At 38.5% G+C, this 25,209-nt stretch carries 24 protein-coding genes and 1 CRISPR repeat array; of the genes, 16 read left to right on the forward strand and 8 right to left on the reverse strand.

The annotated features are described in order from the left end of the window. Positions 1-6 precede the first annotated feature (6 nt). Complete coding sequence (locus NMG86_RS08405; RefSeq protein ID WP_026797431.1) at positions 7-936, forward strand: 2-hydroxyacid dehydrogenase; 930 nt, start codon at positions 7-9, stop codon at positions 934-936. A 13-nt stretch (positions 937-949) separates the two neighbouring features. Here the strand turns inward: NMG86_RS08405 and NMG86_RS08410 are convergent, their stop codons facing one another. Next, positions 950-2,197 carry a glycosyltransferase family protein gene (locus NMG86_RS08410; RefSeq protein WP_026797432.1) on the reverse strand — a complete coding sequence of 416 codons (1,248 nt, stop codon included), beginning with the start codon at positions 2,195-2,197 and terminating at the stop codon, positions 950-952. Between the two features lie 43 nt (positions 2,198-2,240). Continuing rightward, positions 2,241-3,026 (reverse strand): TIGR01548 family HAD-type hydrolase, encoded by a 786-nt coding sequence (locus tag NMG86_RS08415; protein WP_026797433.1) that lies wholly within the window; start codon positions 3,024-3,026, stop codon positions 2,241-2,243. A 172-nt stretch (positions 3,027-3,198) separates the two neighbouring features. On the opposite strand from NMG86_RS08415, the gene NMG86_RS08420 reads away from it, so the two are divergent. Both NMG86_RS08420 and NMG86_RS08425 read left to right on the forward strand, forming a co-directional pair. Continuing rightward, the gene (locus tag NMG86_RS08420) at positions 3,199-3,498 is read left to right on the forward strand and encodes a 30S ribosomal protein PSRP-3 (protein WP_026787359.1); all 300 of its coding nucleotides are present in this window, start codon (positions 3,199-3,201) and stop codon (positions 3,496-3,498) included. A gap of 160 nt (positions 3,499-3,658) precedes the next feature. Then, positions 3,659-4,354 carry a Mo-dependent nitrogenase C-terminal domain-containing protein gene (locus NMG86_RS08425; RefSeq protein WP_026797434.1) on the forward strand — a complete coding sequence of 232 codons (696 nt, stop codon included), beginning with the start codon at positions 3,659-3,661 and terminating at the stop codon, positions 4,352-4,354. A gap of 95 nt (positions 4,355-4,449) precedes the next feature. Here NMG86_RS08425 and NMG86_RS08430 read toward each other — a convergent pair whose 3' ends face one another. Next, entirely contained in the window at positions 4,450-5,058 is a 609-nt protein-coding gene (locus NMG86_RS08430) for a cytochrome b/b6 domain-containing protein (protein WP_026787357.1), read from the reverse strand. 238 nt (positions 5,059-5,296) lie between these two features. On the opposite strand from NMG86_RS08430, the gene NMG86_RS08435 reads away from it, so the two are divergent. The 3 genes from NMG86_RS08435 to NMG86_RS08445 all read left to right on the forward strand — a co-directional run bounded on the left by NMG86_RS08435 (position 5,297) and on the right by NMG86_RS08445 (position 7,784). Next, the gene (locus tag NMG86_RS08435) at positions 5,297-6,481 is read left to right on the forward strand and encodes an NAD(P)/FAD-dependent oxidoreductase (RefSeq protein WP_026787356.1); all 1,185 of its coding nucleotides are present in this window, start codon (positions 5,297-5,299) and stop codon (positions 6,479-6,481) included. Positions 6,482-6,835: 354 nt separating this feature from the next. Further along, a complete protein-coding gene (locus tag NMG86_RS08440; RefSeq protein ID WP_026787355.1) occupies positions 6,836-7,498 on the forward strand; it encodes a response regulator in 663 nt (220 codons plus the stop codon). Next, positions 7,476-7,784: an EAL domain-containing protein gene (locus NMG86_RS08445; RefSeq protein WP_026787354.1), complete on the forward strand. Its 309-nt coding sequence runs from the start codon at positions 7,476-7,478 to the stop codon at positions 7,782-7,784. The genes NMG86_RS08440 and NMG86_RS08445 overlap by 23 nt, the downstream gene beginning before the upstream one ends. A gap of 33 nt (positions 7,785-7,817) precedes the next feature. Here NMG86_RS08445 and hisA read toward each other — a convergent pair whose 3' ends face one another. Then, positions 7,818-8,591 (reverse strand): 1-(5-phosphoribosyl)-5-[(5-phosphoribosylamino)methylideneamino]imidazole-4-carboxamide isomerase, encoded by a 774-nt coding sequence (hisA, locus tag NMG86_RS08450; RefSeq protein WP_026787353.1) that lies wholly within the window; start codon positions 8,589-8,591, stop codon positions 7,818-7,820. 141 nt (positions 8,592-8,732) lie between these two features. On the opposite strand from hisA, the gene NMG86_RS08455 reads away from it, so the two are divergent. Further along, entirely contained in the window at positions 8,733-8,966 is a 234-nt protein-coding gene (locus NMG86_RS08455) for a Uma2 family endonuclease (protein WP_026797435.1), read from the forward strand. Between the two features lie 121 nt (positions 8,967-9,087). Here the strand turns inward: NMG86_RS08455 and NMG86_RS08460 are convergent, their stop codons facing one another. Both NMG86_RS08460 and NMG86_RS08465 read right to left on the reverse strand, forming a co-directional pair. Continuing rightward, the gene (locus NMG86_RS08460; protein ID WP_026787351.1) at positions 9,088-9,708 is read right to left on the reverse strand and encodes a Uma2 family endonuclease; all 621 of its coding nucleotides are present in this window, start codon (positions 9,706-9,708) and stop codon (positions 9,088-9,090) included. Between the two features lie 294 nt (positions 9,709-10,002). Further along, the gene (locus NMG86_RS08465) at positions 10,003-10,845 is read right to left on the reverse strand and encodes a helix-turn-helix transcriptional regulator (RefSeq protein WP_026787350.1); all 843 of its coding nucleotides are present in this window, start codon (positions 10,843-10,845) and stop codon (positions 10,003-10,005) included. Positions 10,846-10,935: 90 nt separating this feature from the next. Between NMG86_RS08465 and cas3 the strand changes: the two genes are divergently transcribed. Genes cas3 through cas7d form a run of 3 tightly spaced genes read left to right on the forward strand, consistent with a single transcriptional unit; the run spans position 10,936 to position 17,063 of the window. Next, the gene (gene cas3, locus NMG86_RS08470) at positions 10,936-13,062 is read left to right on the forward strand and encodes a type I-D CRISPR-associated helicase Cas3' (protein WP_026797436.1); all 2,127 of its coding nucleotides are present in this window, start codon (positions 10,936-10,938) and stop codon (positions 13,060-13,062) included. Between the two features lie 4 nt (positions 13,063-13,066). Further along, positions 13,067-16,024, forward strand: coding sequence for a type I-D CRISPR-associated protein Cas10d/Csc3 (cas10d, locus tag NMG86_RS08475; RefSeq protein ID WP_043938760.1), 2,958 nt, complete (start codon positions 13,067-13,069; stop codon positions 16,022-16,024). 34 nt (positions 16,025-16,058) lie between these two features. Further along, positions 16,059-17,063, forward strand: a complete 1,005-nt coding sequence (cas7d, locus tag NMG86_RS08480; protein WP_026787347.1) for a type I-D CRISPR-associated protein Cas7/Csc2 — start codon at positions 16,059-16,061, stop codon at positions 17,061-17,063. On the opposite strand, the gene NMG86_RS08485 is transcribed toward cas7d, so the two are convergent. Next, a complete protein-coding gene (locus NMG86_RS08485) occupies positions 17,023-17,214 on the reverse strand; it encodes a hypothetical protein (protein ID WP_026797438.1) in 192 nt (63 codons plus the stop codon). The two genes, cas7d and NMG86_RS08485, sit on opposite strands and share 41 nt — an antisense overlap. Positions 17,215-17,363: 149 nt before the next feature. Between NMG86_RS08485 and cas5d the strand changes: the two genes are divergently transcribed. The 5 genes from cas5d to cas2 all read left to right on the forward strand — a co-directional run bounded on the left by cas5d (position 17,364) and on the right by cas2 (position 20,963). Beyond that, entirely contained in the window at positions 17,364-18,143 is a 780-nt protein-coding gene (gene cas5d, locus NMG86_RS08490) for a type I-D CRISPR-associated protein Cas5/Csc1 (protein ID WP_026787345.1), read from the forward strand. After that, positions 18,118-18,921, forward strand: coding sequence for a CRISPR-associated endoribonuclease Cas6 (gene cas6, locus NMG86_RS08495; RefSeq protein ID WP_036834491.1), 804 nt, complete (start codon positions 18,118-18,120; stop codon positions 18,919-18,921). The genes cas5d and cas6 overlap by 26 nt, the downstream gene beginning before the upstream one ends. A gap of 180 nt (positions 18,922-19,101) precedes the next feature. Beyond that, complete coding sequence (gene cas4 / locus NMG86_RS08500) at positions 19,102-19,686, forward strand: CRISPR-associated protein Cas4 (protein WP_026787343.1); 585 nt, start codon at positions 19,102-19,104, stop codon at positions 19,684-19,686. Between the two features lie 6 nt (positions 19,687-19,692). Beyond that, entirely contained in the window at positions 19,693-20,670 is a 978-nt protein-coding gene (cas1d, locus tag NMG86_RS08505) for a type I-D CRISPR-associated endonuclease Cas1d (RefSeq protein WP_026787342.1), read from the forward strand. Beyond that, on the forward strand, positions 20,667-20,963 hold the full coding sequence (cas2, locus tag NMG86_RS08510; protein ID WP_026787341.1) for a CRISPR-associated endonuclease Cas2: 297 nt from the start codon (positions 20,667-20,669) through the stop codon (positions 20,961-20,963). Before cas1d ends, cas2 begins: the two co-directional genes overlap by 4 nt. A 336-nt stretch (positions 20,964-21,299) precedes the next feature. Continuing rightward, positions 21,300-22,010: a CRISPR direct-repeat array (repeat unit 37 nt; unit sequence CTTTCAATTAAAATAATCCTGCTTGCGGGACTGAAAC). A 480-nt stretch (positions 22,011-22,490) separates the two neighbouring features. Here cas2 and NMG86_RS08515 read toward each other — a convergent pair. Next, the gene (locus NMG86_RS08515) at positions 22,491-23,894 is read right to left on the reverse strand and encodes a hypothetical protein (protein WP_237747600.1); all 1,404 of its coding nucleotides are present in this window, start codon (positions 23,892-23,894) and stop codon (positions 22,491-22,493) included. A 261-nt stretch (positions 23,895-24,155) separates the two neighbouring features. Between NMG86_RS08515 and NMG86_RS08520 the strand changes: the two genes are divergently transcribed. Beyond that, complete coding sequence (locus NMG86_RS08520; protein ID WP_026797440.1) at positions 24,156-25,172, forward strand: hypothetical protein; 1,017 nt, start codon at positions 24,156-24,158, stop codon at positions 25,170-25,172. Positions 25,173-25,209 lie beyond the last annotated feature (37 nt).

The raw sequence follows: 25,209 nt of genomic DNA on the forward strand, positions 1-25,209 counted from the left end.
AAAAAAATGACTCTCTTATTATTAGGGGAATTTGAAGATACTCAAGTTTGGATTTCTGCAATTAAAACCCATCAACCCGATTTAAAAATCGAAGTTTATCCCAATTTTGATAATTTAGCAGATATTGACGCGGTTTTAGTTTGGATGCACCCATTAGGAGTTATTGAAAAATTCTCTAATTTAAAGGTAATTATCTCAACGGGTGCGGGTGTAGATCATATTTTACGAGATCGGAATTTACCTGCTAATATTCCCATTGTCCGGTTAGTAGATAAATCTTTAACCTCCCAAATGTCGGAATATATCATATCAGCAATTTTACACTTTCATCGTCAATTTGCGGACTATAAAATTCAACAAAATCAACAATTATGGCGAGGTTTATCCCCTAGAAATACGGAAAATTGTACCGTAGGAATTTTAGGTTTAGGGGTTTTGGGTTCAGATATTGCTCAAAAATTAAATATATTGGGGTTTTCGGTGCGAGGTTGGAGTCGGACACCTAAAATTTTAGATAATATTAATTGTTTTTCGGGAGAAACACAATTAAATCTATTTTTAAGTGAATGTTCGGTTTTAGTTTGTTTATTACCCTTAACACCCGAAACCGAAGGAATTTTAAATCAAAACACCTTTGCTGCTTTACCCCAAGGAGCTTATTTAATTAATGTAGCTAGGGGTAAGCATTTAGTTGAGGAAGACCTATTAACTGCGTTAACATCCGGTCAACTTTCCGGCGCTTGTTTAGATGTTTTTCCAATTGAGCCCTTACCCGAAAATCATCCTTTTTGGAGACATCCCCAAATTATTATAACTCCTCATATTGCGGCTAAAACTATTCCCGCTTGTGTAGCACCCCAAATTATTGCAGCCGTCCAAAAAAGTCAAGAGGGATTACAATTAAATAATCAGGTTGATGTATCTAAAGGATATTAAAAACCCTACAACTTCATTCAAGCGTTGACAATAATTCTATCACAATATTTGCTAATTTTTGGGTGGCTCCGGGGTTTCCTCTAACTTGTCGTAAACGCTGACGCATTGCTTCTAATTTTTCGGGATGGTCTAAATAATTTAAGACTAAATTTCCGATATCTTCTGCTTTTAATTCCCCCACTAATTCGGGAACAATTTCCTGTTTTGCCCAAATATTCGGCCAAGCAAATAATTTACCCTGTTTTAATACTAATCTATTAATAATTTTAGCAAAAATAGCACCAAACCCTGGTAAATTAGCTAAAATTCCGGGGATACCATCCCAAGACCGCATTGCATCTAATTGTTGAGTAGGTAATAACACAATCATCGGTACAGCTAAGGCTCCTAATTGAGCGGTATTTGCTCCCACTGTGGTTAAACATATCTGACATTTTGAGAGTAAATCACAAGCGGGAAATTGGGTATAAAGTTCTATTTTAACCCCATTTTGAGTTTCCAAATAAGCCGGATTTCCTAAGTTTAATTTTCCTGAAATTCCTCCAAATTGTGCTATAATAGGATTGGATTCGGCATCGGCAAATTTGGCTAAGGTTTGTAAATCTAAGGTAGGAGCAACGGGAATAACTAATCTAATTTCAGGACGTTTTTGATGCAAATATTCAGATATTGCTAAGGCTAATGCCATTCCTTGGGTTAATTTTGAGGCTTTGGAACCGGGTAATAATCCAATTATAATATCCTCAGAAATAATAGCAGAAGAACTTGATAAAGTCACATCTGCCATTAAATCTCCGATCACTTCTAATTTAGCTTGATAGGGTTGGGGAATATTATCTAAAATATTGGGTTTCATCACCCCAAACCGATCAATATAACGCCACCACCGCGCCTCCCATTCGGCATAAATAACGCTCCGATATCCCAATCTTTTACTAATTACTAAAGTAAAAAATTGATCTCCTCCTAAAAATAAAACCACACCTTTTTGATACCAGTCCCAATTAGCTGCGGTTTTTCCGAATAACAAAAATTGCCAAAAATATTCCGCGCCTTGAATTCGATCAATTTCCGGGTAAGAACTAGCAATATTAACTTCATTTCCTGTAGCATTAGGACAAGGAGATAATATTAGGGAAATTCTCACCTGAAAGGATTGATTTTGTAGCTGTTTTCGTAATCCTTGAACAACCGGATATACCCAAGTTGTGATTTCACCTGGGCCATTAGAAAGGATGACAATATCAATTGTGTTTTTCATATTAAATAAGAAAATAAGAGTGCGCCCAAGCGCAACAACGGGATTATTTATAAGGTATTAATTGCTGAATTATTGTTGGGGTTAATGCTTCTAAATGACTTAATACTATTGTTGCTCCGGCGGTTTCTAAGTTATGTTGATAGGCTTGACGACGTTCTGGATCAGCCTGTTGAATATGGGGCGGAAGTATCCCCACACCGACCCAAATGCGATCGGGTTGGAGTTGTTTTGCTCTTGTTACTGTGTATAAATCAGCCACCGTATCCCCAACATAAAAAACCGGAGTTAGTGAATTTTCTGCGGTTTCTAATTCGGCGATCGCTTCAAAAAGTCCCGTCGGGTCAGGTTTTCCGGGGACATCTTCCATCGCCCTTAATACGGGATCACCTAAATTCAGTTTACCCTGTAAAACATAGAGGGCTTCATCCCGCATCGCCCCGCTAAAGAAACCCCAGGAAATATTATTTTCTGTCAAGTCTTGAAAGTATTTAGGGGTGCACAGTAGGGGCTCAGAGGTAATATAACCTGTCCATTCATCGGGATTTGGGCCACGATAGCGGGACTGGAAAAAATCAACCAGGTGTTGATAGTTGAGGGAAATCTGGGCGCGGTTTTGTCCCTGGGCTTCCCAGTAACGATAGACTAATTCTTGAGAGGCTTCCCAATCATTATTCCAAATTCCTTCCGATTTGAGATCATCAATATCGGTGATGCTGGGACGGTAGGAACTGGTAAACTGTTCTACGGTATCTGCGATCGCCCGTCGATAGGAACCTCCGACATCCCGAATCACACCATCAATATCAAAAACAACAATAGCCGTTTTCATCCCGTTGACCTTCAATTTCGCTATGCTCAAGGCTACACCCGAAGGCTACACCGACGCAAATCTTGATTAGAAGTAATTTAGTGAACAAATTATGTAAGATTTGGTGAAAGATATGATAAGATAGAGGATTGTAATATTTTTTGTGGGCTTAGGATAGACAAGGGAGGTGTAATTGTCAAGGTTTGTATTAAAAGTTCTCTGGCTAGATGAGAATGTGGCCCTGGCGGTGGATCAAGTGGTAGGTAAGGGAACAAGTCCTTTAACCTCCTACTTTTTCTGGCCCCGCAACGATGCTTGGGAAGAACTGAAAACGGAAATGGAATCCAAACATTGGATTTCTGAACCCGATCAAGTTGAACTGCTGAATAAAGCAACCGAAGTGATCAATTACTGGCAAGAAGAGGGCAGAAATCGCCCCATAAGCGAAGCTCAATCCAAATTTCCTGAAGTTATCTTTACGGGGAGCAGTTGATCTCCTTGAGCTTGAGAAATTATTTGATTGTGTGAAATTTCCAACGCCATAGCAAATGCAACGGCGTTGGTTTTGCGTCTGGGCAATTTGTGAAAGAAATTCTAGTTGCGGTTAGCATGGAAATAATTGGATAGGAGATTTTCCCAGGAAGGAGGAAAACATGACTAGCACATCCCAAATTTCATACACCAGGGAACAAAGTCTGGCGTGGATGCGTGGACTTTTAACCATGGCTTGGGCGGATGGAAATTTTGATGAGGAAGAACATCAGTTAATTGATGCGTTAATCCATGATGAATTAGTTGCTGTGACTGATGTTGATAGTTTAGAACCCATTTCACCCCAGGAATTAGGCGCTATTTTAGGAACTAATCCTAAACTAGCAGAAAACTTCCTGAGAACGGCTGTAATGGTGGCTTTAGCCGATGGAATTTACTCTATTTGTGAGGATGATTTATTACATCAATTTTGTCAAGCATTAAACCTCAAAATTGAGGCCGTAGATACATTGCGAAAAACCTTACAAGATTTGTCTCAAATTCAATCGGGGGAGTTACCCCAAATCTGTATTGATCATAACCCCCATGACCATCATCATATTGATGTTCTTTTCCCGGTTAAACATTGGTTAGATGATTTAGAGATTCATGATTCTAAAGTCGCTCATGCTGTCTGTAAATTGATTCCGCCTCAGTGTCCTTTTGAACGAGATTTGATCATATTTGGACGCAAAATTGTTCATATTCCTCCGATGTGCAAATTGAATCCTTTATATGAACAATTCACCGGACTACGCTTCCGGGCGTTGTGTTATTTAGCAGATGAATGTCATGAAGATATCTCTAAATATTGTTAGGTAATAAGTACGGGGATCACTGATTTAAAAGGATTACGCAAATTAACACAGATTAAAATCCGTGAAATCCGTGAAATCCTCTTAAATCTGTGATCCTATTTATTTAAAACCCGATAAAACCAGTTTCTAACATTTCCCAACCATAATTTAGGATGATCCTGGGGTCTGTAATGAGTATTATACATAGAAATAATTAAGGGTATACCTCCGACTTTAATCGCCATTAAAACATGAATCATAATCGAAAATAAAATTATCACCCAAGCGATTAAATGTACAAAATACCATGGGTGATTAAATTCTCCATTTGGAAGCCAATCTTCTTCTTGAAACTTGCCTGAAATCACCGACAATGCCACAGCAATTAAAGCTAAAGTATTACTAATTCTAAGTAAGGTATACCACCAAGCGGGTTTATTAATTTTAGTTAATGTTTGCAGAGTATTTCCTTGAATTAACTTTTTTCTTTCTGCAATTAAACTGTAGACAGCAAAAACAAAATAAACAAACAACAAGAAAAATCCAAAAGTTCCATGAATATCAATTAAACTGCGCTTTTCTTCGGTTAATCCTAAGCCACCAAAACGCCGATCATAACTATCATAAACCAAAAATCCAGTAATGAAAGCACCCAGAACCAAAAAAGCATTTAAAGCGTGGGAAACTCTCAAAAATAAAGGTTGATAGGGCTGTGACTTAGACATAGTAAGATCCTTATTTGGGTTTATTGTTAAGAAATTATGAATCAATTATGAATCATAATTCTTGCCGTTTGAGTGCAAAAACTGATTTTATTATAAACAATTTTACTTTTGAATTTCCCAGACAAAATAATTAATCTGATTCAACATAGCAAGCACTAAATAGATTGTATAGATAGAGAATTTATTGTATAGTAGACCGTAAGTATACTAAAAATTTTACCGCGATCGCAAAAATTCCATGAATTCTTATGATTGGATTGTAGTTGGGGCTGGAATTACAGGTTCTGCACTCAGTTATGAATTAGCTAAAAAAGGATTTAAGGTACTTTTATTAGATCCAAATCCTCTTTTAAACAATGCAACTCGCTATAGCTACGGCGGCTTGGCTTATTGGTCGGGGACAACGGAACTCACCCGAACGTTATGCGAAGAAGGAAAAACATATCACCAGACTTTATCCCAAGAATTAGGGATAAATACGGAGTTAAGAGAATTAGATTTAATTTTACCCTTTAATTTCGATATTGATCCAGAAATTATAGCTGAAAAATATCGCAATTTTGCCACACCCCCTGAGTTAATTACCACTCAAGAAGCCTGTGAATTAGAACCCCTATTAAATCCTAATGGTATCGGTGGAGCCTTTACCGTTCGTCATGGTCAAATTTCCCCAGAACATCTGAATAATGGATATCTTCAAAGCTTTAAAAATTTAGGGGGAACCCAAATTATCGATCAAGTTTTACAAATTAATCCTCTGAAAAATCAAGCCGTTAATATCATCACAAGATTAGGAGAATATCAAGCTGAAAATGTGGCAATTTGTGCGGGGGGATTCACTCGTCAGTTATTGAAAAATGCTGGAATTTCGGTTCCGATTTATTTCACTCATACCGAAATTCTGGAAACCCCACCCGTTGATTTAAAATTACAAACCATTGTTATGTCTGCGATGATGGAGCGTTTCCAACTCGAAGCCAAAGCCACCCAACCCGAATTAGAACCTTTATGGGAACAACCCGGTCATGAATTAACCCCATTTATGATCGATAAAAGTGCCGCCCAGTTACTCGATGGTCGGATCAGAATCGGTCAACCTTCTCGGGCTTTAAGTGATGTTAATGCGACTGTAAACCTCAGAGAAAGTGAAGCATTAATTCGTCAGGAAATCGCCACAATTTTACCCGCTTTAGCTAATTTACCCGCAATTTGCTATGATTGTTTAGTAGCCTTTAGTTCCGATAGTCTACCCTTAATTGGTACAGTGGCAGATTTTGATCGAATCTTTTTGTTTTCGGGGTTTAGTAATCCTTTAGTGTTTATTCCCCCGTTAGCTAAACGATTCGCCAACTTGATCACAGGACAACCCGATTCCATCATCACACAATTGTCCCCCAGGCGTTTGATCTCAAACACCCGCTAACGGTTGAAAGTGTGATTCAATGGTGGATGATTTTTGAGAATTCTTGCTTTTATTCTCCGGGTGTGTTAACTAATTAATTAAGATCTGTAAACATAAGTCAACTATCGGATCATTAAAAAACTCGTAATTGCCTTTGATATTGATCCTGTGCATCTATCTGACGGTTTTCTATAGCCATCCCCCCTGAAGTCTCACAAGTGACATCGCAACAAAAAGCTTAGAAACTTTTGAGGATCTAAAATTTCATCCTCAATTTTTCATATCAATGCTGAATCAAAACCTCGTTGAAACTTATATCTTTTTTCAGCAAAATTCCGGCTGAGTTGAATGATATCCCATAGGAGTATAGTTATTATGAATACCTCGGTAAAACCCAGAAACAGAATTTTAATTATTGATGATAATTCCATCAATCTTGATTTATTGTCTGAGCTTCTTGATTATGCCGGTTTTGAAGTTTGGACAGCTTTAAATGGACAAACAGGGCTGGAAATAATCAGTCAAAAAATCCCAGATTTGATCCTATTGGATATCATGCTCTCGGACTGGGACGGATTTGAGATTTGCGCTTATTTGAAAGCTGATCCAACCTATGCACAAATCCCGATTATTTTTATAACCGCCTTAAGTCAATCCCAAGAGAAAGTCAAAGGATTAAAATTAGGAGCCGTAGATTATATTACCAAACCTTTTGATCAAAGTGAAATTATAGCCAGGATTAATCTGCACTTAAAACTTCATAGTTTAAATACCCAATTAAAGCATGAAATTCATCAAAAAAAGCAAGTAGAACAATCCTTATATCAACTAAATTTGGAACTAGAACAACGAGTAGAAGAACGCACCGCCCAACTCCAAATTACCTTAGAAGAACTACAAGAAGCCCAAAAAAACTTATTAGACCGAGAACAACAATTACATTACAAAGCCTATCATGATCCCCTAACAGAACTCCCGAACCGATCTTTGTGTCTTAATCAGCTTAAAACCTTAATTGAACAGACTAAATCCGATTGATACCTTAAAAATTGATCGCTCCTTTGTAAATCGTATTGGTTCAAATCAAGGAGAAATTGAATTAATTAGAACTATTATTACCTTGGCTCATGGATTAGGAATGGATGTGGTGGCTGAAGGTATTGAAACCAAATCTCAACTGAATCAACTATCATTATTAGGCTGTGAATGGGGGCAGGGATTTCTATTTTCAAAATCCTTAAATACCACCGATGCCACTCAATATATTGCCGATTTTTTTCCGTTTAAATGGCAACAAGAACGGGTTAAAGCCTCGCCGATCTAAACCCGTTCTGTAAAAATATTTCAACCCTAAATCTTAAGCAAAAGTCGAGTTACCAAAATCAGGTGGAACATCTTGCCATCGTCCTTGACCGACGGCTTGAATTGCTTCCTTTAAATTAATATCCCCGGTATAGATAGCCCGTCCGACAATTACATCCGTTACCCCTAAAGGTTCTAGGGATAATAAACTTAATAAATCCGTAATTGAACTGACTCCCCCAGAAGCAATCACTGGAATTGCAACAATATTGGCAATTTCTCGTAACGCCTCCAGATTCGGCCCGGTCATAGTTCCGTCCCGGTGAATATCGGTATAAATAATAGCAGCCACCCCTAATTGTGCCATTTGTTCGGCTAAATCCGTCGCTAAAACTTCCGAGGTTTCTAACCATCCTTTTGTCGCAACTTTGCCATTTCTGGCATCAATTCCCACCGCAATATGACCCGGAAATTCTGCACATAATTCCGCGATTAATTTCGGATTTTCAACGGCAACAGTTCCTAAAATTGCCCGTTCTACGCCTAAATTCAAGAGGGTAGCGACGTTATCTCGATTGCGTAATCCTCCCCCGACTTGCACCGGAATATTAATGGTATTAGCGATCGCTTCAATGACGTGATAATTAATTGGTTGTCCAGTTTTTGCCCCATCTAAATCCACTAAATGTAGACGGGTTGCTCCTTGTTCTACCCAGTCTTGAGCAACTGCAATCGGATCTTCATTAAAAGTTTGAGCTTGGTTATAATCTCCTTGATATAAACGTACACAGCGTCCGTCTAATAAATCAATGGCTGGAATAATATTCATCGGATAGCTTTATAATTGACAATATTAAGTTTCCCACAGGTTCAAACATAAGGCTACACAAAAAAAACCATTTGAAGTAAAATAATCAGTTAATTGAAGCGATCGCCACTTGGAGAGAACCACTCACCCGCAAGGAAAACTATGATTCAAACAACCATTAAAAATCAACTAACTTTTGAGGAATATTTAACCCATGATGACGGCACAGATAACCGCTATGAGTTGGAAGATGGAGAATTAATTCCGATGAATCCACCCACATTTCGTCATGCGTTTATCGTTAGTTTTTTAACTGATGTGTTGACGACACAAATTAAACAGCTTAGTTTACCTTGGAAAATATTATCAGGGATTGGAGTCACGAGCAAAAAATAACTATTTTAACCTTAGTGGAGGGATTCTATGAACAGATAGAATTTAGAGGAAATGAAAGAATTGTTTCCCAGATATTTCCCGAATTAGTATTAACGGTGGAACAGATATTGGAAGCTTGATTTCATTGTCTTGCCCAATTTCTGATCGCCCGCCGTACTGCCAGCTTACCATCAAGACGATATTGCTCAATTATAGTTGGAATTTCCTGCACCCGCAGCATCGGAAATACCGAACTTGTTTCTACTTCTCCATAGGTTTCCTGTTGGAGTTGGTAAATTTTTAATTCGCCAGAATCGTAACACCAAATTTCGGGTATTCCCAACCGAGCATAAATCGGAAAGCGATTTAAAGATTTATGGGTCATATCAATTTCTAAGGCTAAATCTGGAGGGGGATCTTGATTCAAATTAAACTCTAATCTGCCTCGAATTTTAGCTTCATTCTGAAAATAAAAGCAGTTGTCAGGTTCTATTCCGGCTAAACGCACTTCCCGTTTCCAAGTTGTTGAACCATAACTTTCATAATTGATGTCTAATTCTTCGGCAATATCTTGAATAGAAATTCCGATTGCTTCCTTATAATATTCGTGTTCGGGTAAGGGGGTCATAATTTCAAAAGTTCCGTTATCATAGGCAATTCTAGCGGCGCGAGTTTGTCCTAAGTCAATCAGGAGATTTTCAAATTGCTGCCAACTAATATTGTATAAAACAACGCGATCAGCACGATGTTCAGTGAGTTGCATAGGATTTTCTTAGCAATTTATAAAGGCTATAATTCTAGTGTAATTGATGCTAGATATATTGAGCATTTTAAGGCATAATCATCCCCGTAGTAAGCCCTTCAGGGCTTTCTTCTATTCCCAGAATTATCCCTATGGAACTTTGCAGATTGTTCCTTCTGAGCAAACAAAATCTGGAAAATTCTGGAAATGGGATATTGTTCTGTCTCCCTATCAATGGAAGACCCCATTTCCACATCGGAACTAATACAAAAGTACGACGGGTGAAAGGAATCTATCTTTCTACCCGTATAATTGCTAATCATATTGTTGACAGATGGCTTGCGCTTCTTGTTTGAAGCGATCGCGCACACTCTCGGGAGCAACAATTTCACACAGGGAGCGATAGGCCAAAATCTCGCGGATCAGCCAAAAGGTATTCGACACCTGACGCACCACTATCAGGATATCACCCTCTCGTCTGCTGCTGAGATCGTCCTGTTTTGACTCGTAGCTGTTCGCCAGTTCTCCCTTAAAGTGTAAGTACACTTTGACAGAATCTAAATGCTCTCGCCATGTCCCCTCCCCAGGGAGAATATTCAGATCCGTAATCCGATCCAAACGCAGGGAACGGTTGTGGGCCAGTTCGGGTAAATCCTGGTTGCCCTCGGTTTCCTCGCTCCAGATCTCCAAATATAGCCGTTTTTCCCTGGGCCAAATTTGGGCATAACGGACGGTAAACATCCAATCTCGCCCTTGGGCATCTCGGTAGAGAAGGCGAAAGGGTTGACGACGGGCAATTTGCTGATCGAGTAACACCCGCCAAGCCGGGAGGGATTGACTGATCTGTTGGACAAAGGACTGACGGAGGGGGGAAGCCAGATTTCCCCGTTCTAGGAGCAGGGCTATTAATGCTTGGGCTTCGCTAATGTCACCGGAATCAATCAGGGCTTTCGTCCCTTTCTCTAAAGATTGTACTTGTACTGAAGTCAGGGTAAAGCGATCGCCGACTTCCAATTCCGAACGGGCGATCGCCACTAACAAGCCCGATATACTAGGGCGATCGCCCCATAGAATCTGGAATTTAGCTGCGATCGCCTCTAATTGCTCCTTCGTACCCGGGGGAATAGACAGTGTAATAGTTTCTTTTTTTCGAGCCATTTTAATTTTATACTTGCATATTTAATAAAGCTGTGCCATAATCGGTCTATTAACAACTATAAACCACCCGTCACTATTCTAGGGGAAATCGTGAAAATTACGTTACTTCCTTTATATTCTCAGCAAAATACCGATGTAGATGGCTGCCCATTGGGATGTCGGGGTGAGTGCAAAGTCAAACAGCAGGCCCCGAACTTTGTCAAAAATCCAGAGATTTCCTGCCCTTTGTCCGTACACCAGGTCAAAACCTGTGCCGAAGTGCTGCATGGCCCGGCTGAGATTATTTTTAACACCTCAGCCACCGGAGATGGTAAATCCCTGGCGGCTTACTTAGGGGGATTACTTAATCCCAAATTTCGGACAATTGCCCTATATCCGACCATTGAATTAGTCACAGATCAGGAAAAACAAGTTAGAAATTATTGCCAAGATTTTAATTTAGATGGGAGTCGGCGCGTCGATAGTTTGTATGGCGTGGAATTAGCCCGACGGGTAGAAATTGCCGAAAAAAGTAACAAATTTAAGGAATTATCAAAAGTCATTCAACGCAAACCCGTTATTCTAACAAACCCCGATATTTTCCACTTAATTACCCACTTTCGTTATTATAATCCAGGCTTTAATCACACCTGGTTGACCTCTTTAGTGATAAATCCTGATCTCTATGTTGCAGATGAATTTCATGTTTTTGGAGTGCATCAAGAAGCCGCTATTCTGAATAGTTTGCTATTGATTCGTTATAGCCGACCGCGTAAGCGTCCGATGAAGTTTTTATTCACTTCTGCAACCCCTAAACCCAGTTTTATTAACACCCTAGAAAAAGCGGGATTTCAAGTGACTAAAATAGCAGGAAATTATGTTTCACAACCCACACCCGGATATCGGCAAATTTTGCAGTCAGTCGAACTCAAATTTGTGCAGTTAGATCGAGATTCAGATAGTTTAACTTGGTTGAAAGAACAAGCGGAACTGATCCGAAAGTTGCTAGAAACAGAAGGTCGAGGACGGGGGTTAATTATTCTCAATTCCGTCGCCCAAGTTAGTCGCGCTGTTCGAGAATTACAAGCAATTTTTCCCGAAGATCAAATCAAAGTTCGAGAAATTAGTGGTCGAATTGATCGACAGGAAAGAACGATCACCCAAACGGAGTTAAAAAATGCGGAACAATCGGTTTTAGTAGTAGGAACATCGGCGGTAGATGTGGGAGTAGATTTTAAAATTCATTTGCTTATTTTTGAGGCAAGTGATTCTGCAACTTGTATTCAAAGGTTAGGTCGTTTGGGTCGTCACCCTAATTTTTCCAGTTACAACGCTTATATATTACTTCCCGGTCGCGCTCCTTGGATTGAAGCCAGATTAGCTGAAAAATTAACATCAGGACAAGAAATTGATCGCACAAATTTTAGAGAAATTCTTGAAGATGCTTTTAATCCCCCGACGGAATTTGAGCAATATCGGAGTTATTGGGGAGCCTTACAAGCTCAAGGAATGCTGTTAAAAATGACCGGGGAAAATTCCGCCTTAATGGAGCAAATTTATCAGAATATGAGTCAGGATTTAAGACAAGTTTATGGGGAAAAATTAGATAAAAAACGGGGTCATTGGTTTGCATTAAATAACAATCCAACGGGTGAGGCGGTACAGGAGGAATTATTACGATTTCGAGGCGGGTCAGACCTACAATCGGCGGTTTGGGAGGGTTCACGGTTTTATACCTATGATTTATTACGACTTTTACCCTATGCAGAAGTAGAAATTATTGATGCTCAGACTTTTATAGAAGCTGCTGAAAAATTCAACCATCCAGCGACGGAATTTCCCGATCAATATATCCAAGTTTACTTAAAAATAAAACAATGGACAGATCGACGATTTGAGGTGCAGTTAGAATGCGATCGCACCACCGAAGAACTCAAACAATGTACGTTAATTCTACTCGATAAACTTACAATTGTTGGACACCCCCAAGCCGAAGTTGAAAAATGTCTTCGTAAACGCAAATTACTAGCATTTATTGTTTCGGTAAACCGGAATCAAGCCTATAGTCATTGGGAAGTGAGTCGCAAATTGCATCTTAATCCCACCTTTGGATTATATCGTTTAACCGATGCCGATGGTGTTGCCTACGCCTGTGCTTTTAATCAAGATGCCCTGCTTTTAGAAGCGATGAAATGGCGACTTAAACCTTGCGAAACCGCCCAACCTTATATTTTTTAAAATCATGGAAAAATTCACCCTTCTGCAAACCTTACTAATTGAAACCTTACCCGAAGATACTGATCCGATTTTGCGTTCCTATATTGAGATTATTCTCCCTGCAATGGAACGACAATTTTCAGTAATTACCGCTTTAGGAGGTTCCTATAAAAGCCATTTAAACAAATTAGAAAAACAAGGCGATCGCCATGCCGAAGAAAAAGCCCAACGGTGGTCAAATAGAGCCGATCAAGGTTTACAGGTTCATGTTCTGAATGCTTTGTTAACTGCTTGGAATTTGAGTCAATATTTACCCGATGATTTACAACTTTCCGAAGAAGAAAAACGGCTATTATGTTTAGGAATAACCTTGCATGATTATAATAAAGTTATTCAAGGTCAAACTGAAGCATCTACATCTCCAAAAGCCCATGAAATTCGGCAAATTTTGCAAGTCTGTGAAACCTGGGGAGAAAAACTTAATTTTGATGGGTTTTGGCATCAGTGGCGTGAGTATTTACTTGATATTGCCTATTTAGCTCAAAATACTCAATTTAAAGTGGGAAGTAATACGTTCATTTCTAATTGGGAAATTGATGATTTTCAGGTACAAATTGAGGATGATCGGCGCTTAGATTTACCCCTGCGTCACTTGTTAGCTTTTGGTGATATTGCAGTGCATTTTAATGATCCGACGGATGTGGCAATTCAAACGGGAGGCGATCGCCTACAAGATCATTTAGACTGGTTAGAAATCGAGAAAAAATTAGTCTACCATCGCCTGCGGGACTGTCGGGGTTTGCTAACTAATCGTATTCATAATGCCGTGGTTAGTTTTGTAGAAAAAATTGGCTGGGAACCCCTATTATATTTTGCCCATGGTACAGTTTATTTGGCTCCAAAAAACCCTGAAATTCCCGATTTTACAACCATTGAAACTGCTATTTGGCAGAATATTATTCAAGGGGATCAAGATAAAAATATTCGAGGTCTAGCTGAATATTTTAGTCGGGGTGATATCGGGTTTGTCCGAGATGGGAAAGGCTTAAAAGTTGCCCCCCAAACCCTGGAATTATTCAGTCCCGCAGACCTAATTCGACAACTTCCCCATGTTGTAGAAGTTAAAGTTGCTAATGCTAAAAATCCGGCAACTCCCAAGCGAATTGAAAAGTTAGACATTCCCCAAGTTGAAAAAGAAAGACTATTAAAAGCGGCGGATTTGCGGGCGGATCGGATGGCGGAATTTGTGATTTTAACTCAAAATCAATTTTTTGAAACCTCTGGGGAATACGCCCCCCAAGTTCTAACCCTGCTAAATTTAGAAACCCAAATTTCCCCAGAAGAAACAGCAATTCAATCCGGGGGGGTTAATTATGGTTGGTATCGAGTTGCAGCCCATTATATGGCTGATCATTTAACCCTAGATTCAGAACAAGTCACCGAATTTTTAACTGTTTTTGCCGATCGCCTAGCAACTTGGGCAGAAGAAAAAGGGTTACTCAAACAACAAAGTAGCCCAACTCGTGAAGTCTTTGGCGATTATTTAGAGCAGTATTTAGAGATTTGGGGGTTAACAGCATTACCCCATAAATTCCCTAATGAACTAACGGCTTATACCGAGGCAAAAGTTACAAATCAACCGATTTGTTCATTAAGTTCTGGGGAATTTTCCGCCGAAGATCAACTGGATTCAGTAGTGTTGTTTAAACCCCAACAATATAGTAATAAAAATGCGTTAGGAGGAGGTAGAATTAAACGAGGAATCTCAAAAATATGGGCTTTAGAAATGTTATTACGGCAGGCTTATTGGTCTGCCCCGGCGGGAAAACTAGAAGATAAACAACCTGTTTTTCTGTATATTTTCCCTGCCTATGTTTACTCACCCCAAACCGCTAAAGCGGTGAAAGTATTAACGAATACTTTAATTAAAAGAATGAATCTTTGGGAGGTTCGTAAACATTGGATTGATGCTAATTTGCAAATTGACGGCTTACAAACCTTAGCTTGGCAAGATCAAGATGAAGTGGAAGCAGGAAGGTTTGGAAAGCATCAATATTCGGTTCAAGACCTGCCATTTATGGCGATTAATTACACAACACCCATGGGAAAAACCGTAACGGATGCTTGGATAGAACCTGCTTTTTTAGCCCTAGCTTTGCCCAGGCTTTTAGGTGTAAAAGTCGTAGCTACCACCAGTCCCGATCCTCTTTATACCAGTGATCAAGAGTTTCTGGAAACCGTTAAATTAGACGGAATTGCTGGGTTTTGGAATCTGCTCAGTTTAGATTCATCTATTCGTTTAGATGGCTTGGAAACGGCCTTAAAACGCTTGTTAATTGCCTATAGCATTCATTTAGATAATCGGAGTGCTAAACCCGATGCCCGTTGGCAAGCGTTTAATGGCACAGTGAGGGATTTAGCCACGAATGTGTTGAATATTTTTGCGATCGCTAATGAGGGATTTCGGCGTGATAAACGAGAACCTTATGGCAATGAAATTGATCGCTATTGGCAGTTTGCTCAAATTTGGTCAAAAGGAGATGATGTTATGGAGAAAACCATGGAGTTTACCAAAGATTTAGTCGAAAAATATCGCAAGTTCTATCAAGTCGATATCAAAGATTCTAGCCATTCAATTTTGTTACCTATGACTAAAGCTTTGGAGGTGATTTTATCGAGTCCCAATGATCTTGATCCCCAGGATTTAATCTTTCAAGGTGCTGGACAATTGCGCGATGCTTTGGATCGTCAAGAAGTCTATAAACGTCCCTTGATTAAAGATAAATCTGTGGATTATGCCCAGCGTCAACAACAGGAACTTGAAGCCATTCATGGGTTTATGAAGACCTTTGTGGAGGAGGTTTTTTTGAAGCAATATAAAGGCGATCGCGCCCTACTTCAAGAAAACCGGAACCGCATCAAAGCGGGGGCGGAATTTGCCTACCGTTGGTTGGCATTGCAAGACAAACAACAACAATCTTAAACCCAAAATTAACACTTTAAAGGAGATAATCACAATGGCAATTCTCGAAACACTTAAACCAGAATTTCAAGCCGCTTTTCCCCGTTTAGCTTCGGGTAAATATGTCCATTTTTTAATGGTGCGTCATAGTCAATCTTTCCCCGTTTTTCAGACCGATGGTGTGCTGAATACCGCACGCACTCAAGCGGGATTAACTACAGTTGATTTTCTCAGTCGTTTGGTGATGTTTAAGCGCAAACAAATTACCCCGGAACGATTAGCAGGACGGGAATTATTAAGGTCTTTAACCTTAACCAGTGCCACCGAAGGTGCAGAAAATGGTTGTGAATATAATGGGGAAAAATCCTGTAAAAAATGCCCCGATTGTATTCTTTATGGGTTTGCTATTGGTGATAGTGGATCGGAACGTTCTAAAGTATATTCTGATTCGGCTTTTTCTCTGACTCCTTACGAAAATTCCCACCGTAGTTTTACCTTTAATGCTCCCTTTGAAGGAGGAACAATGAGCGAAAAAGGAGTAATGCGAAGTGCAATTAATGAATTAGATCATGTTCTGCCGGAGGTAGCATTTCCGACGGTAGAAACCCTGCGCGATTCAACCTTTGAAGGGTTTATTTATGTGTTAGGAAACTTGTTAAGAACCCGACGTTACGGCGCACAGGAATCACGCACAGGAACCATGACCAATCATTTGATAGGAATTGCTTTTTGTGATGGTGAAATTTTCAGTAATCTGCATTTTACCCAGGCAATTTATGATCAATTAAAGCCGGATATTAATGCCCCAATTAGTGATATTTTGACTAAAGCAACGGAAGTGGCTGATAATTTAATCAAAAAGGAACCTGTGCGAAAAACTCAAGTAATTTTGCGTCCTCAATTGGATGAATTATTAACAGAAGTGAGTGCAATTTATCAAGATGAAACGCGCTTGCGGGAAACTTTAACTACTCTGTATCAACAGACGAAAAGTTATGCCGAAACCTATGGTGCTTTAACTAAGGAAAAAGGCAAAGCGAAAGGAAAATCCAGTTCTTAATCAGTTGTTGTGCTTTAGCACTCAGTTGTTGTGCTTTAGCACCCAGTTGTTGTGCTTTAGCACCCAGTTGTTGTGCTTTAGCACTCAGTTGTTGTGCTTTAGCACCCAGTTGTTGTGCTTTAGCACCCAGTTGTTGTGCTTTAGCACTCAATCTTGGTATTAAATTAAGCTGGAAATTCCCTGTTTTCTTTTAAACCTTTGGGTGCGCTAAAGCGCAACAACTTTTATGAGTGCGCTGAAGCGCAACAACTTTTATGAGTGCGCTAAAGCGCAACAACTTTAATTTTTGAGGAAAATTTAATGGTTCTTTATCACTGTCATTTGACTTTACATGATAATGTTTTTTTTGCGAGTCGGGAAATGGGTATTCTTTATGAAACCGAAAAATATTTGCATAATTGGGCATTAAGTTATGCGTTATTTGAAGCGGTTTATATTCCTAAACCCTATCGACTACATGGGAAAAATGCTCAAAAACCCGCTTATTTAGATAGCGATCGCGAACAAAATTTACTCCATCTCAATCAAGCCCAAATTTATGTTTTTCCCGCCCAACCTTTGTACTGTTCCTATCAAATTAATACCTTTAAAGCCGCTCAAGTAAATTACTATGGAATTCCCAAACAATTTGGGGCTACAGGAGCAAGCCGCAACTATCCCATTAACTACGGTCGAGCCAAAGAATTAGCTGTAGGTAGCCGATATCAGACTTATATTATTGCACCGCCAGAGGTGAAATTTCCGGCTTGGATACGGTTAGGAAAATGGGCGGCAAAAATTAAAGTTGATGTGACACCAATTCCTGATTCTGGGATTAAAAAAAAATCGGGAGAATATGTCTGTCAACATCCCTTAAATCCCGTAGATTTACCACAATCTTGTCGCTTACTTTTATATAATCGGATTGTTATGCCTCCGGTTAGTTTATTGAGTCAGGCACAATTAATAGGCGAATATTTAGAAATTTCAAAACCGAATCAAGGGCAAGAAATGCCAGAATGGTCACAATTAACCGAGTTATCTTTTCCGATCAATTTACCTTTAGGAGTGGCTTATGGAGCTAATACCATTGCAGTCTGATAAATCTTTTAATTTATATGCGATCATTGTCCAAATAGCCGCTATTAATCGGGGTTATTTACCTCCCACTTTAGGACGTGCGATCCATGCTCAGGTTTTGTACTGGTTACAAATGGGCGATCCAAATGCTTCTGAATATGTCCATAATAGTCAGGATTCTCCCATCAGTTTATCGGGTTTAATTGGTCATCGTCGTGGCGATGGAATTCGCTCAGGAGATGAGTTTTATTTTCGGATTGGTTTGTTAAATGGGAGTCTGCTGGAACCCCTATTAAACGGCATTGAACAATGGGGAAGTAAACCCCTAACTTTAGGTAAATTTCCCTTTATTATTAAAGGCATTCATTCCTTACCTGGTACTCATCCTTGGGTGGGTTCGGGGGATTATCAAATGTTAGCAAAACTGCCAAAAAATTCCGATGATATTACCTTAGAGTTTCTTTCCCCCACCAGTTTTAAGCAACAAAAATATGTGCAACTTTTTCCCTCACCAGAATTAGTGTTTTCTAGTCTGATGAAAAGATGGAATGCTTTTGCACCGGAGGAACAAAAAATGGAGGCGATCGCTTGGCAAGGTTTTGTTTCTGCTTATAGTTTAGAAACCCATGCTTTAAAGATGGAAAATAACGTAGAAATTGGGGCAAAAGGATGGATTAAATATCGATTTCCCGACCCTCAAGAAGCAAAAATTGCGAATATCTTAGCCCATTTTGCCTTTTTCTCCGCCATCGGTCGTAAAACCGCCATGGGAATGGGACAAACAAGAATCACTTCGTAGAGACGTGCCATGGCGCGTCTTGGTTTATGTTGAGCGCGTCTTGGTTTATGTTGAGACTCCCTTAAAATTCTTTTTGCTATCCAAAAAAAACCAGAATTAGGAATAATGAATCAAGGAAAATTATCCCAGACAACCAATAACTGAGACGCGCCGTGGCACGTCTCTACACTGATGACTGATATGACCGATTCTTATTTGCCTTTAGCTTATCTCAACGCTTGGGAATATTGCCCCCGTCGATTTTATTTAGAGTATCAATTGGGGGAAATGAAGGATAACGAACATATTATTATGGGGCGTTATCTCCATGAAAATATTAATGAAGAAGGAACTACTTTTGAAGGTGATACTATTATTCACCGTCAGCAGTGGGTCTGGAGTGAACAGTTGAAAGTGAGTGGAATTATTGATGCTGTGGAAGAACGGGACAATCAACTGATTCCTTTGGAATATAAAAAGGGAAAAATGGCGCAACATCTTAATGATCATTTTCAACTTTGTGCGGCGGCTTTATGTTTAGAAGAACGCACGGGTAAAGTAATTCCCTATGGTGAAATTTTTTATCATGGAAATCGCCGTCGTCAACGGGTTGAATTTACCCCAAAATTACGACAAATGACCCAAGAAGCGATCGCCTTAGCTCACAAAACCGCCATGGGCAAAATCCCTTTACCGATTAACAATTCTAAAAAATGTCAAGCCTGTAGTTTAACAGGAATTTGTCTACCTTTTGAAGTAAAAGAACTGATTCGTCAAGGAGTTTAACTTAAAATGTCTATTCTTTATATTACCCAACCTCAAGCAATTTTAGGTAAAAAATATGAAGCCTTTACCGTTGCAACTCAAGAAGAAAGTGGCAAATGGAATAAACAATCTGTTCCCGCCCAAACCGTGGAACAAGTGGTATTAATGGGCAATCCTCAAGTGACTGGAGATGCCCTCACCTATGCTTTAGAATTGGGAATGCCTGTTCACTATTTAACCAGTTTTGGCAAATATTTAGGCAGTGCTTTACCCGGATATTCTCGGAATGGAGCCCTACGGTTAGCTCAGTTTGAATTATATCAGGATACGGAACGCCGCTTGGAATTAGTTAAAACCATTGTATCGGCTAAAATTCAAAATCAAGCTACGGTTTTATATCGTCAGAAAATTGCCGATAGTCCTTTGAAAAATCATAAGAAATTAGTCTTTAAAAAAGCCACTTTGGATGAAGTCCGAGGAGTGGAAGGAATTGCGGCAAAAGATTATTTTCGAGAATGGTCGGCGATCTTAAATGAACCTTGGTTTTTTCCTGGTCGTAACCGTCGTCCACCGACCGATCCGGTGAATGCTTTATTAAGTTTTGCCTATGGTTTATTGCGGGTACAGGTAACAGCATCGGTGCATTTAGTGGGACTTGATCCTTATATTGGATATTTGCATGAAGTCAGTCGGGGTCAACCCGCAATGGTGCTGGATTTAATGGAGGAATTTCGTCCTTTAGTAGCGGATAGTTTGGTATTTTCGGTATTGAATAAACGGGAAATTCAGCCGGATGATTTTACCGAAAGTTTGGGTGCTTATCGACTCAAAGATGAGGGACGTAAGCGGTTTTTACAAGCATTTGAACGGAAAATGAATGATGAGTTTAAACATCCAGTTTTTGAGTATCGGTGCACCTATCGACGGGCGATTGAATTACAAGCTCGATTATTAGGACGCTATTTACAGGAAGACTTGGTTTATAAACCTTTGGTATTACGATGAAAAATACGTTATTTTATTTGGTGATTTACGATTTACCCGATAGCAAAGCGGCTAATAAACGGCGCACAAGGTTACATAAATTGTTGTCGGGTTATGGCAAATGGTGTCAGTATAGTGTGTTTGAATGCTTTTTAACAAGTGTTCAGTTTGTGAACTTACAACACCAAATTGAAAAGTTAGTTAAACCTGCTGAAGATTCGGTACGGATTTATGTTTTGGATGCGGGATCTTTGAAACGCACAATTACCTATGGGTCTGAACACCCCCGTCAAGATCAGGCTATTGTCATCTAGTTGAATTGAATAGGATACCGTTGACCCTGTTTCCGTTGGAGGCGGGGTTTTTTATTTGAGGTCAGGGGTCTGGGGGCGATCGCAATATCATATAAGATTCCCCTTGACAAGAAAATTGTTTTGGTTTATGATTACTTTCGTGAACCTAAGCGGGGGCGAAAACCTGGGGGGGTTCACGAAAAACGCTAGAACCTTGACAAATCAATAGTTTATACTTTTGACTCCGGTTAGTTATTGATAATCTGTTGCAATAACGAAGCCTGAAATGAGGCAATTTTTGAGGTTCACGAAAATGGGCTCCAGAATCACCGCCCCATCAGGGTTTCAGACGGCAGACTTTCAATTAAAATAATCCTGCTTGCGGGACTGAAACCCTTTGGAGTATGACTTACAAAAATTGATCCATGTCTTTCAATTAAAATAATCCTGCTTGCGGGACTGAAACTCTTCCATCAGAATTTTGTCGGTGATCGCCTTGATACTTTCAATTAAAATAATCCTGCTTGCGGGACTGAAACAGTCTAACATAGTTAACACAAGTTTACTAGCATTGTTCTTTCAATTAAAATAATCCTGCTTGCGGGACTGAAACAAGATACGATCAACGGTAGAAGGAGCGAGTGAGTCCACTTTCAATTAAAATAATCCTGCTTGCGGGACTGAAACTTCTAGGGATATGTAAAGTTTTATTACAGCCTATTGATCTTTTCCTACTTTCAATTAAAATAATCCTGCTTGCGGGACTGAAACATCAGTTAATCGTAAAAAATTATCTGGTAACTAAAATCTTTCAATTAAAATAATCCTGCTTGCGGGACTGAAACATCGCTTTAATAGCTTGGTTGATCTTGTCGGTTAACTTTCAATTAAAATAATCCTGCTTGCGGGACTGAAACACCCATAGAAGATCAATGGTTTGAGAAGTCTTTTTCTTTCAATTAAAATAATCCTGCTTGCGGGACTGAAACAAGAGTCACCCTATCAGTTTTGATGGATTTAAGCGGCTATATCTTTCAATTAAAATAATCCTGCTTGCGGGACTGAAACCTTATTAATGGCTATTATTCTTCGACAATGACTCAAAGAATGATAGCCGAAAATATCAACGATCTTTAGCTTGTTTGTACATAAATTTTGGCTGATGAAACAGCCCTGGCGTTCCCACTGGAGTTAGCTCAAACTATTAGTTAATAATTAAAAAAAGAAAAAGAAAAGAAGAAAGAATTAACCAATTATTTCAATTTTTGTCTAAATTAGATGATGAAACTGAACAAAAAGAAACCTTAAAAATTATTGAATCTCTTGAGGATATTATGAATGGATTGAAGTCGATTATTATGCGAGTTGGTCAAGATTAATTAAATATCTGAAAAAAGTGCTTGGCAATTTAGCTGTTTTTTCAACAAAACGTAGGTAACTATAAATAAATACCTACGTTTTGTTAAATTTCATCTAATTTTGATCTAACTTACAATTTGAGGAACTTTAAGTCGTTTTTTCTAGTTTTTTTCAATCTTCCTACGCATTTTAAGATTGAACTTGAAAATAATGATAAAGATTAGCAACGGTTAAATCGGGTACTTCTTCCCAATTTTTAGGGGCTAATCCATTTAAACCTGTGGCGATCGCTTTATTAAAAATATAAGATTCATGCTCCCGGCGTAATTCAGGTTTAACGACAAATTTTAATTGATCTCGTAAAGCTGAATAGTGGGATTTTTGTTTTAAATCCTCATAGATTTGCATTTCTAAAGGTTTAACTATTATGTCATTTTGTGGTAATTCTAAATTAACCGATTCTGAGGTTTCCGGTTCTAACATTGCTAACTGTTCCCGTTCATCATTAGATAAGGTTTTAAACCAATTAGTATGATCTTGCCAAGATTTTAATGCTGTACAATCATGTATTTTAATTCTGGCTATTTCAGGAAATAGAAAATCTAATTCTTCTTGAGAACTACATTGATCAATAATATTCAGTAATCCTTGATAAATTTTATTTTGAAGTTGTTCTAGGTGTTCATTAGCGGCTGTTAATTGATTTTGGGCTTGATAAGCAGTAATAATGGCTTGTTCAATCGCCCAAGTGCATTCGAGTCTACGAAGTTGACCCGCAGCACAAACATTGTTTAATAGCTGGGGATTAGAGTAATCAGCTAAAGCATGGTATAGCATACTTAACACCCCGTTAATTTGATCGTTTCTGGCATTTGGTTCTTCAATAGTCATTGCCACTTTAAACCACTTTAAGGCTTCTGTAAATTTGCCATAAGCTGTAATTAAAATTAACCGATGTTGATTATATTTAATATCTTCTGCAACTTCATCAATCCGTCTAATAATACTATCACCTTGATTTTTTAAGGCAGATTTTAGATCAATAAATCCTCCCGTTACCGTTAATTTAAGTTGTTTGATATCTTCTCTTAACTTTAAAGTCTGATATAAATTTACAGCCGAAAGAACACCCGTTACCGCTACACCGACACCAATAACCGCAGTCGTTGATTGTAGAACTCCGAGACTTGCTTGTAACTGGTTAATTCCTTGATAGGTTTTCTGAAATCCTTGATGAACCTGATACATTTGAACTAAACCCATACCCACTTCCACAGGTGTGGTAATCGGTGCCAGGGGAATATTATTGATTATCGTACCTCCTGAGTTGGAAGAAACTAACTCAGAAAAAGTCTTGACTAAAGTAATACCCACTTCCACAGGTACAGTAATCGGTGCTAGGGGACTATTGTGCATTATTGTACCAATGGCGTGACCTGCAAACTGACCCGCATTTGCTGTTCCTGACGCCCATCTAACTATGCTTAAAGGTACTCCTGATTTGGAATAGACTAACTCATAAACACCCTTGGCTAAACCTTCTTGAATTGCGGGGGAAAATACAAATTGCATTGCAGGATTGAATAAAAACATAATTTTTGACTTAATTCTTTAATTTAATTATTATAAACTCATAATCCTCTGAAAATCAACAGATATTGACAAAAATTTTATTAATTAAAATTAAATATGACTGACTTCAGTATTTTTACGGAAGATAAGTTTATATTGACTAGAATTTGTTTTTTAAAAGCGTATAAACACGGATAAATAATTTATAAATTGTTACTGACTTATTGATCATTCCTCTAATGTTGTAAAGTAGAACTATATGCTTAATTGAGGTTGGCTGCAATGAATGAATTTTTAACTGTCTTCGAGTCCATGACTGATTCAATGGTTTCTGTACAAAATAATCCAGGTGAATCTTCCGAGTTGAAACAATCCGCAACGGAGTTAAATCAGTCGATTCAATCCTGTACAGAGGAGTTAAGACAGTCCGCAGCCAGATTAAAAGAGTTAATGGAAGTTAGTTATAAAGATTTAGATCATGCTGAGGATGTCTGGAATAGTAAACCTAGAATTATGTCTGTCCCCAAGTCTGAACTTTGGGAAGAAATAGGAGAATTAACGGCGATTGATTTTAGAATTCGTGAGTTACAGAAGAAATGTCAAACAGAAGTGATTCCAGAAATTAAAAATTCATGGTTAAATCAATGTGAACAGCTTAAAGAAACGTGGTTTAAAGATAGTAAAACCGGAACATATAAGCAAGACTTGGGTTATTCAGATAAAGATGGTATGATTCAAGGGTTAGATAAGGCAATAAAAGTTATCAATAATGAAATGATCAGCAGTATCAATACAAATTTATTATTGTTAAATGACGATTTGTTAAATTTGAATTTAGATTGTCTTCATGCAAAAATTAATTTTATAAATTTGAAAGATGGAATTAATTTTGCACTTAAAATAAGTTTTTATTCTGATCACAAAAATGAGGTAATTCATATAATAGAAAATAGTAGTGATCTTTTTTTAGAGTGGATAAAACCAACTTGGGACTCATTCTTAAGCAACTTAAACAACATTTTTTCTCTAATCAAAAGAGAAACCTGGGATGATTTGGTTCTTAATGTTAATAAAATCCTAGAAGACAATGTTCAAGATAGATTTTCTGAATGCTTTGATTTTGCTTTGACTACTACAACAGAAATTATTAATTTTTACAATGATATTTTAGAGAAACAAAACCGATATGAACAAGAAACCAGCGAACAACGAGAAGCGGAAAAAGTCTGGATAGATCAACAACGTCAAAAATTAGATGAGGTTCAGAAACAAATTGATGTGATTTTGAGTGTTAATTAGGGTGAGCCATGCCCACCCTAATCTTACATTAATACAG

It is taken from the genome of Planktothrix rubescens CCAP 1459/22 (assembly GCA_904830895.1).
GTDB classification, from domain to species: Bacteria; Cyanobacteriota; Cyanobacteriia; order Cyanobacteriales; family Microcoleaceae; genus Planktothrix; species Planktothrix agardhii.

Bases quoted from the DNA above. Each gene is read 5' to 3' on its own strand.
- NMG86_RS08425 (WP_026797434.1), top strand. From the start codon at position 3,659: ATGACTAGCACATCCCAAATTTCATACACCAGGGAACAAAGTCTGGCG.
- NMG86_RS08515 (WP_237747600.1), bottom strand. From the start codon at position 23,894: ATGTTTTTATTCAATCCTGCAATGCAATTTGTATTTTCCCCCGCAATT.
- cas4 (WP_026787343.1), top strand. From the start codon at position 19,102: ATGACCGATTCTTATTTGCCTTTAGCTTATCTCAACGCTTGGGAATAT.
- NMG86_RS08440 (WP_026787355.1), top strand. From the start codon at position 6,836: ATGAATACCTCGGTAAAACCCAGAAACAGAATTTTAATTATTGATGAT.
- cas1d (WP_026787342.1), top strand. From the start codon at position 19,693: ATGTCTATTCTTTATATTACCCAACCTCAAGCAATTTTAGGTAAAAAA.
- cas7d (WP_026787347.1), top strand. From the start codon at position 16,059: ATGGCAATTCTCGAAACACTTAAACCAGAATTTCAAGCCGCTTTTCCC.
- NMG86_RS08405 (WP_026797431.1), top strand. From the start codon at position 7: ATGACTCTCTTATTATTAGGGGAATTTGAAGATACTCAAGTTTGGATT.
- NMG86_RS08410 (WP_026797432.1), bottom strand. From the start codon at position 2,197: ATGAAAAACACAATTGATATTGTCATCCTTTCTAATGGCCCAGGTGAA.
- NMG86_RS08455 (WP_026797435.1), top strand. From the start codon at position 8,733: ATGATTCAAACAACCATTAAAAATCAACTAACTTTTGAGGAATATTTA.
- NMG86_RS08520 (WP_026797440.1), top strand. From the start codon at position 24,156: ATGAATGAATTTTTAACTGTCTTCGAGTCCATGACTGATTCAATGGTT.
- NMG86_RS08430 (WP_026787357.1), bottom strand. From the start codon at position 5,058: ATGTCTAAGTCACAGCCCTATCAACCTTTATTTTTGAGAGTTTCCCAC.
- cas2 (WP_026787341.1), top strand. From the start codon at position 20,667: ATGAAAAATACGTTATTTTATTTGGTGATTTACGATTTACCCGATAGC.
- NMG86_RS08415 (WP_026797433.1), bottom strand. From the start codon at position 3,026: ATGAAAACGGCTATTGTTGTTTTTGATATTGATGGTGTGATTCGGGAT.
- cas5d (WP_026787345.1), top strand. From the start codon at position 17,364: ATGGTTCTTTATCACTGTCATTTGACTTTACATGATAATGTTTTTTTT.
- cas10d (WP_043938760.1), top strand. From the start codon at position 13,067: ATGGAAAAATTCACCCTTCTGCAAACCTTACTAATTGAAACCTTACCC.
- NMG86_RS08435 (WP_026787356.1), top strand. From the start codon at position 5,297: ATGAATTCTTATGATTGGATTGTAGTTGGGGCTGGAATTACAGGTTCT.
- NMG86_RS08460 (WP_026787351.1), bottom strand. From the start codon at position 9,708: ATGCAACTCACTGAACATCGTGCTGATCGCGTTGTTTTATACAATATT.
- hisA (WP_026787353.1), bottom strand. From the start codon at position 8,591: ATGAATATTATTCCAGCCATTGATTTATTAGACGGACGCTGTGTACGT.
- NMG86_RS08465 (WP_026787350.1), bottom strand. From the start codon at position 10,845: ATGGCTCGAAAAAAAGAAACTATTACACTGTCTATTCCCCCGGGTACG.
- cas6 (WP_036834491.1), top strand. From the start codon at position 18,118: ATGGAGCTAATACCATTGCAGTCTGATAAATCTTTTAATTTATATGCG.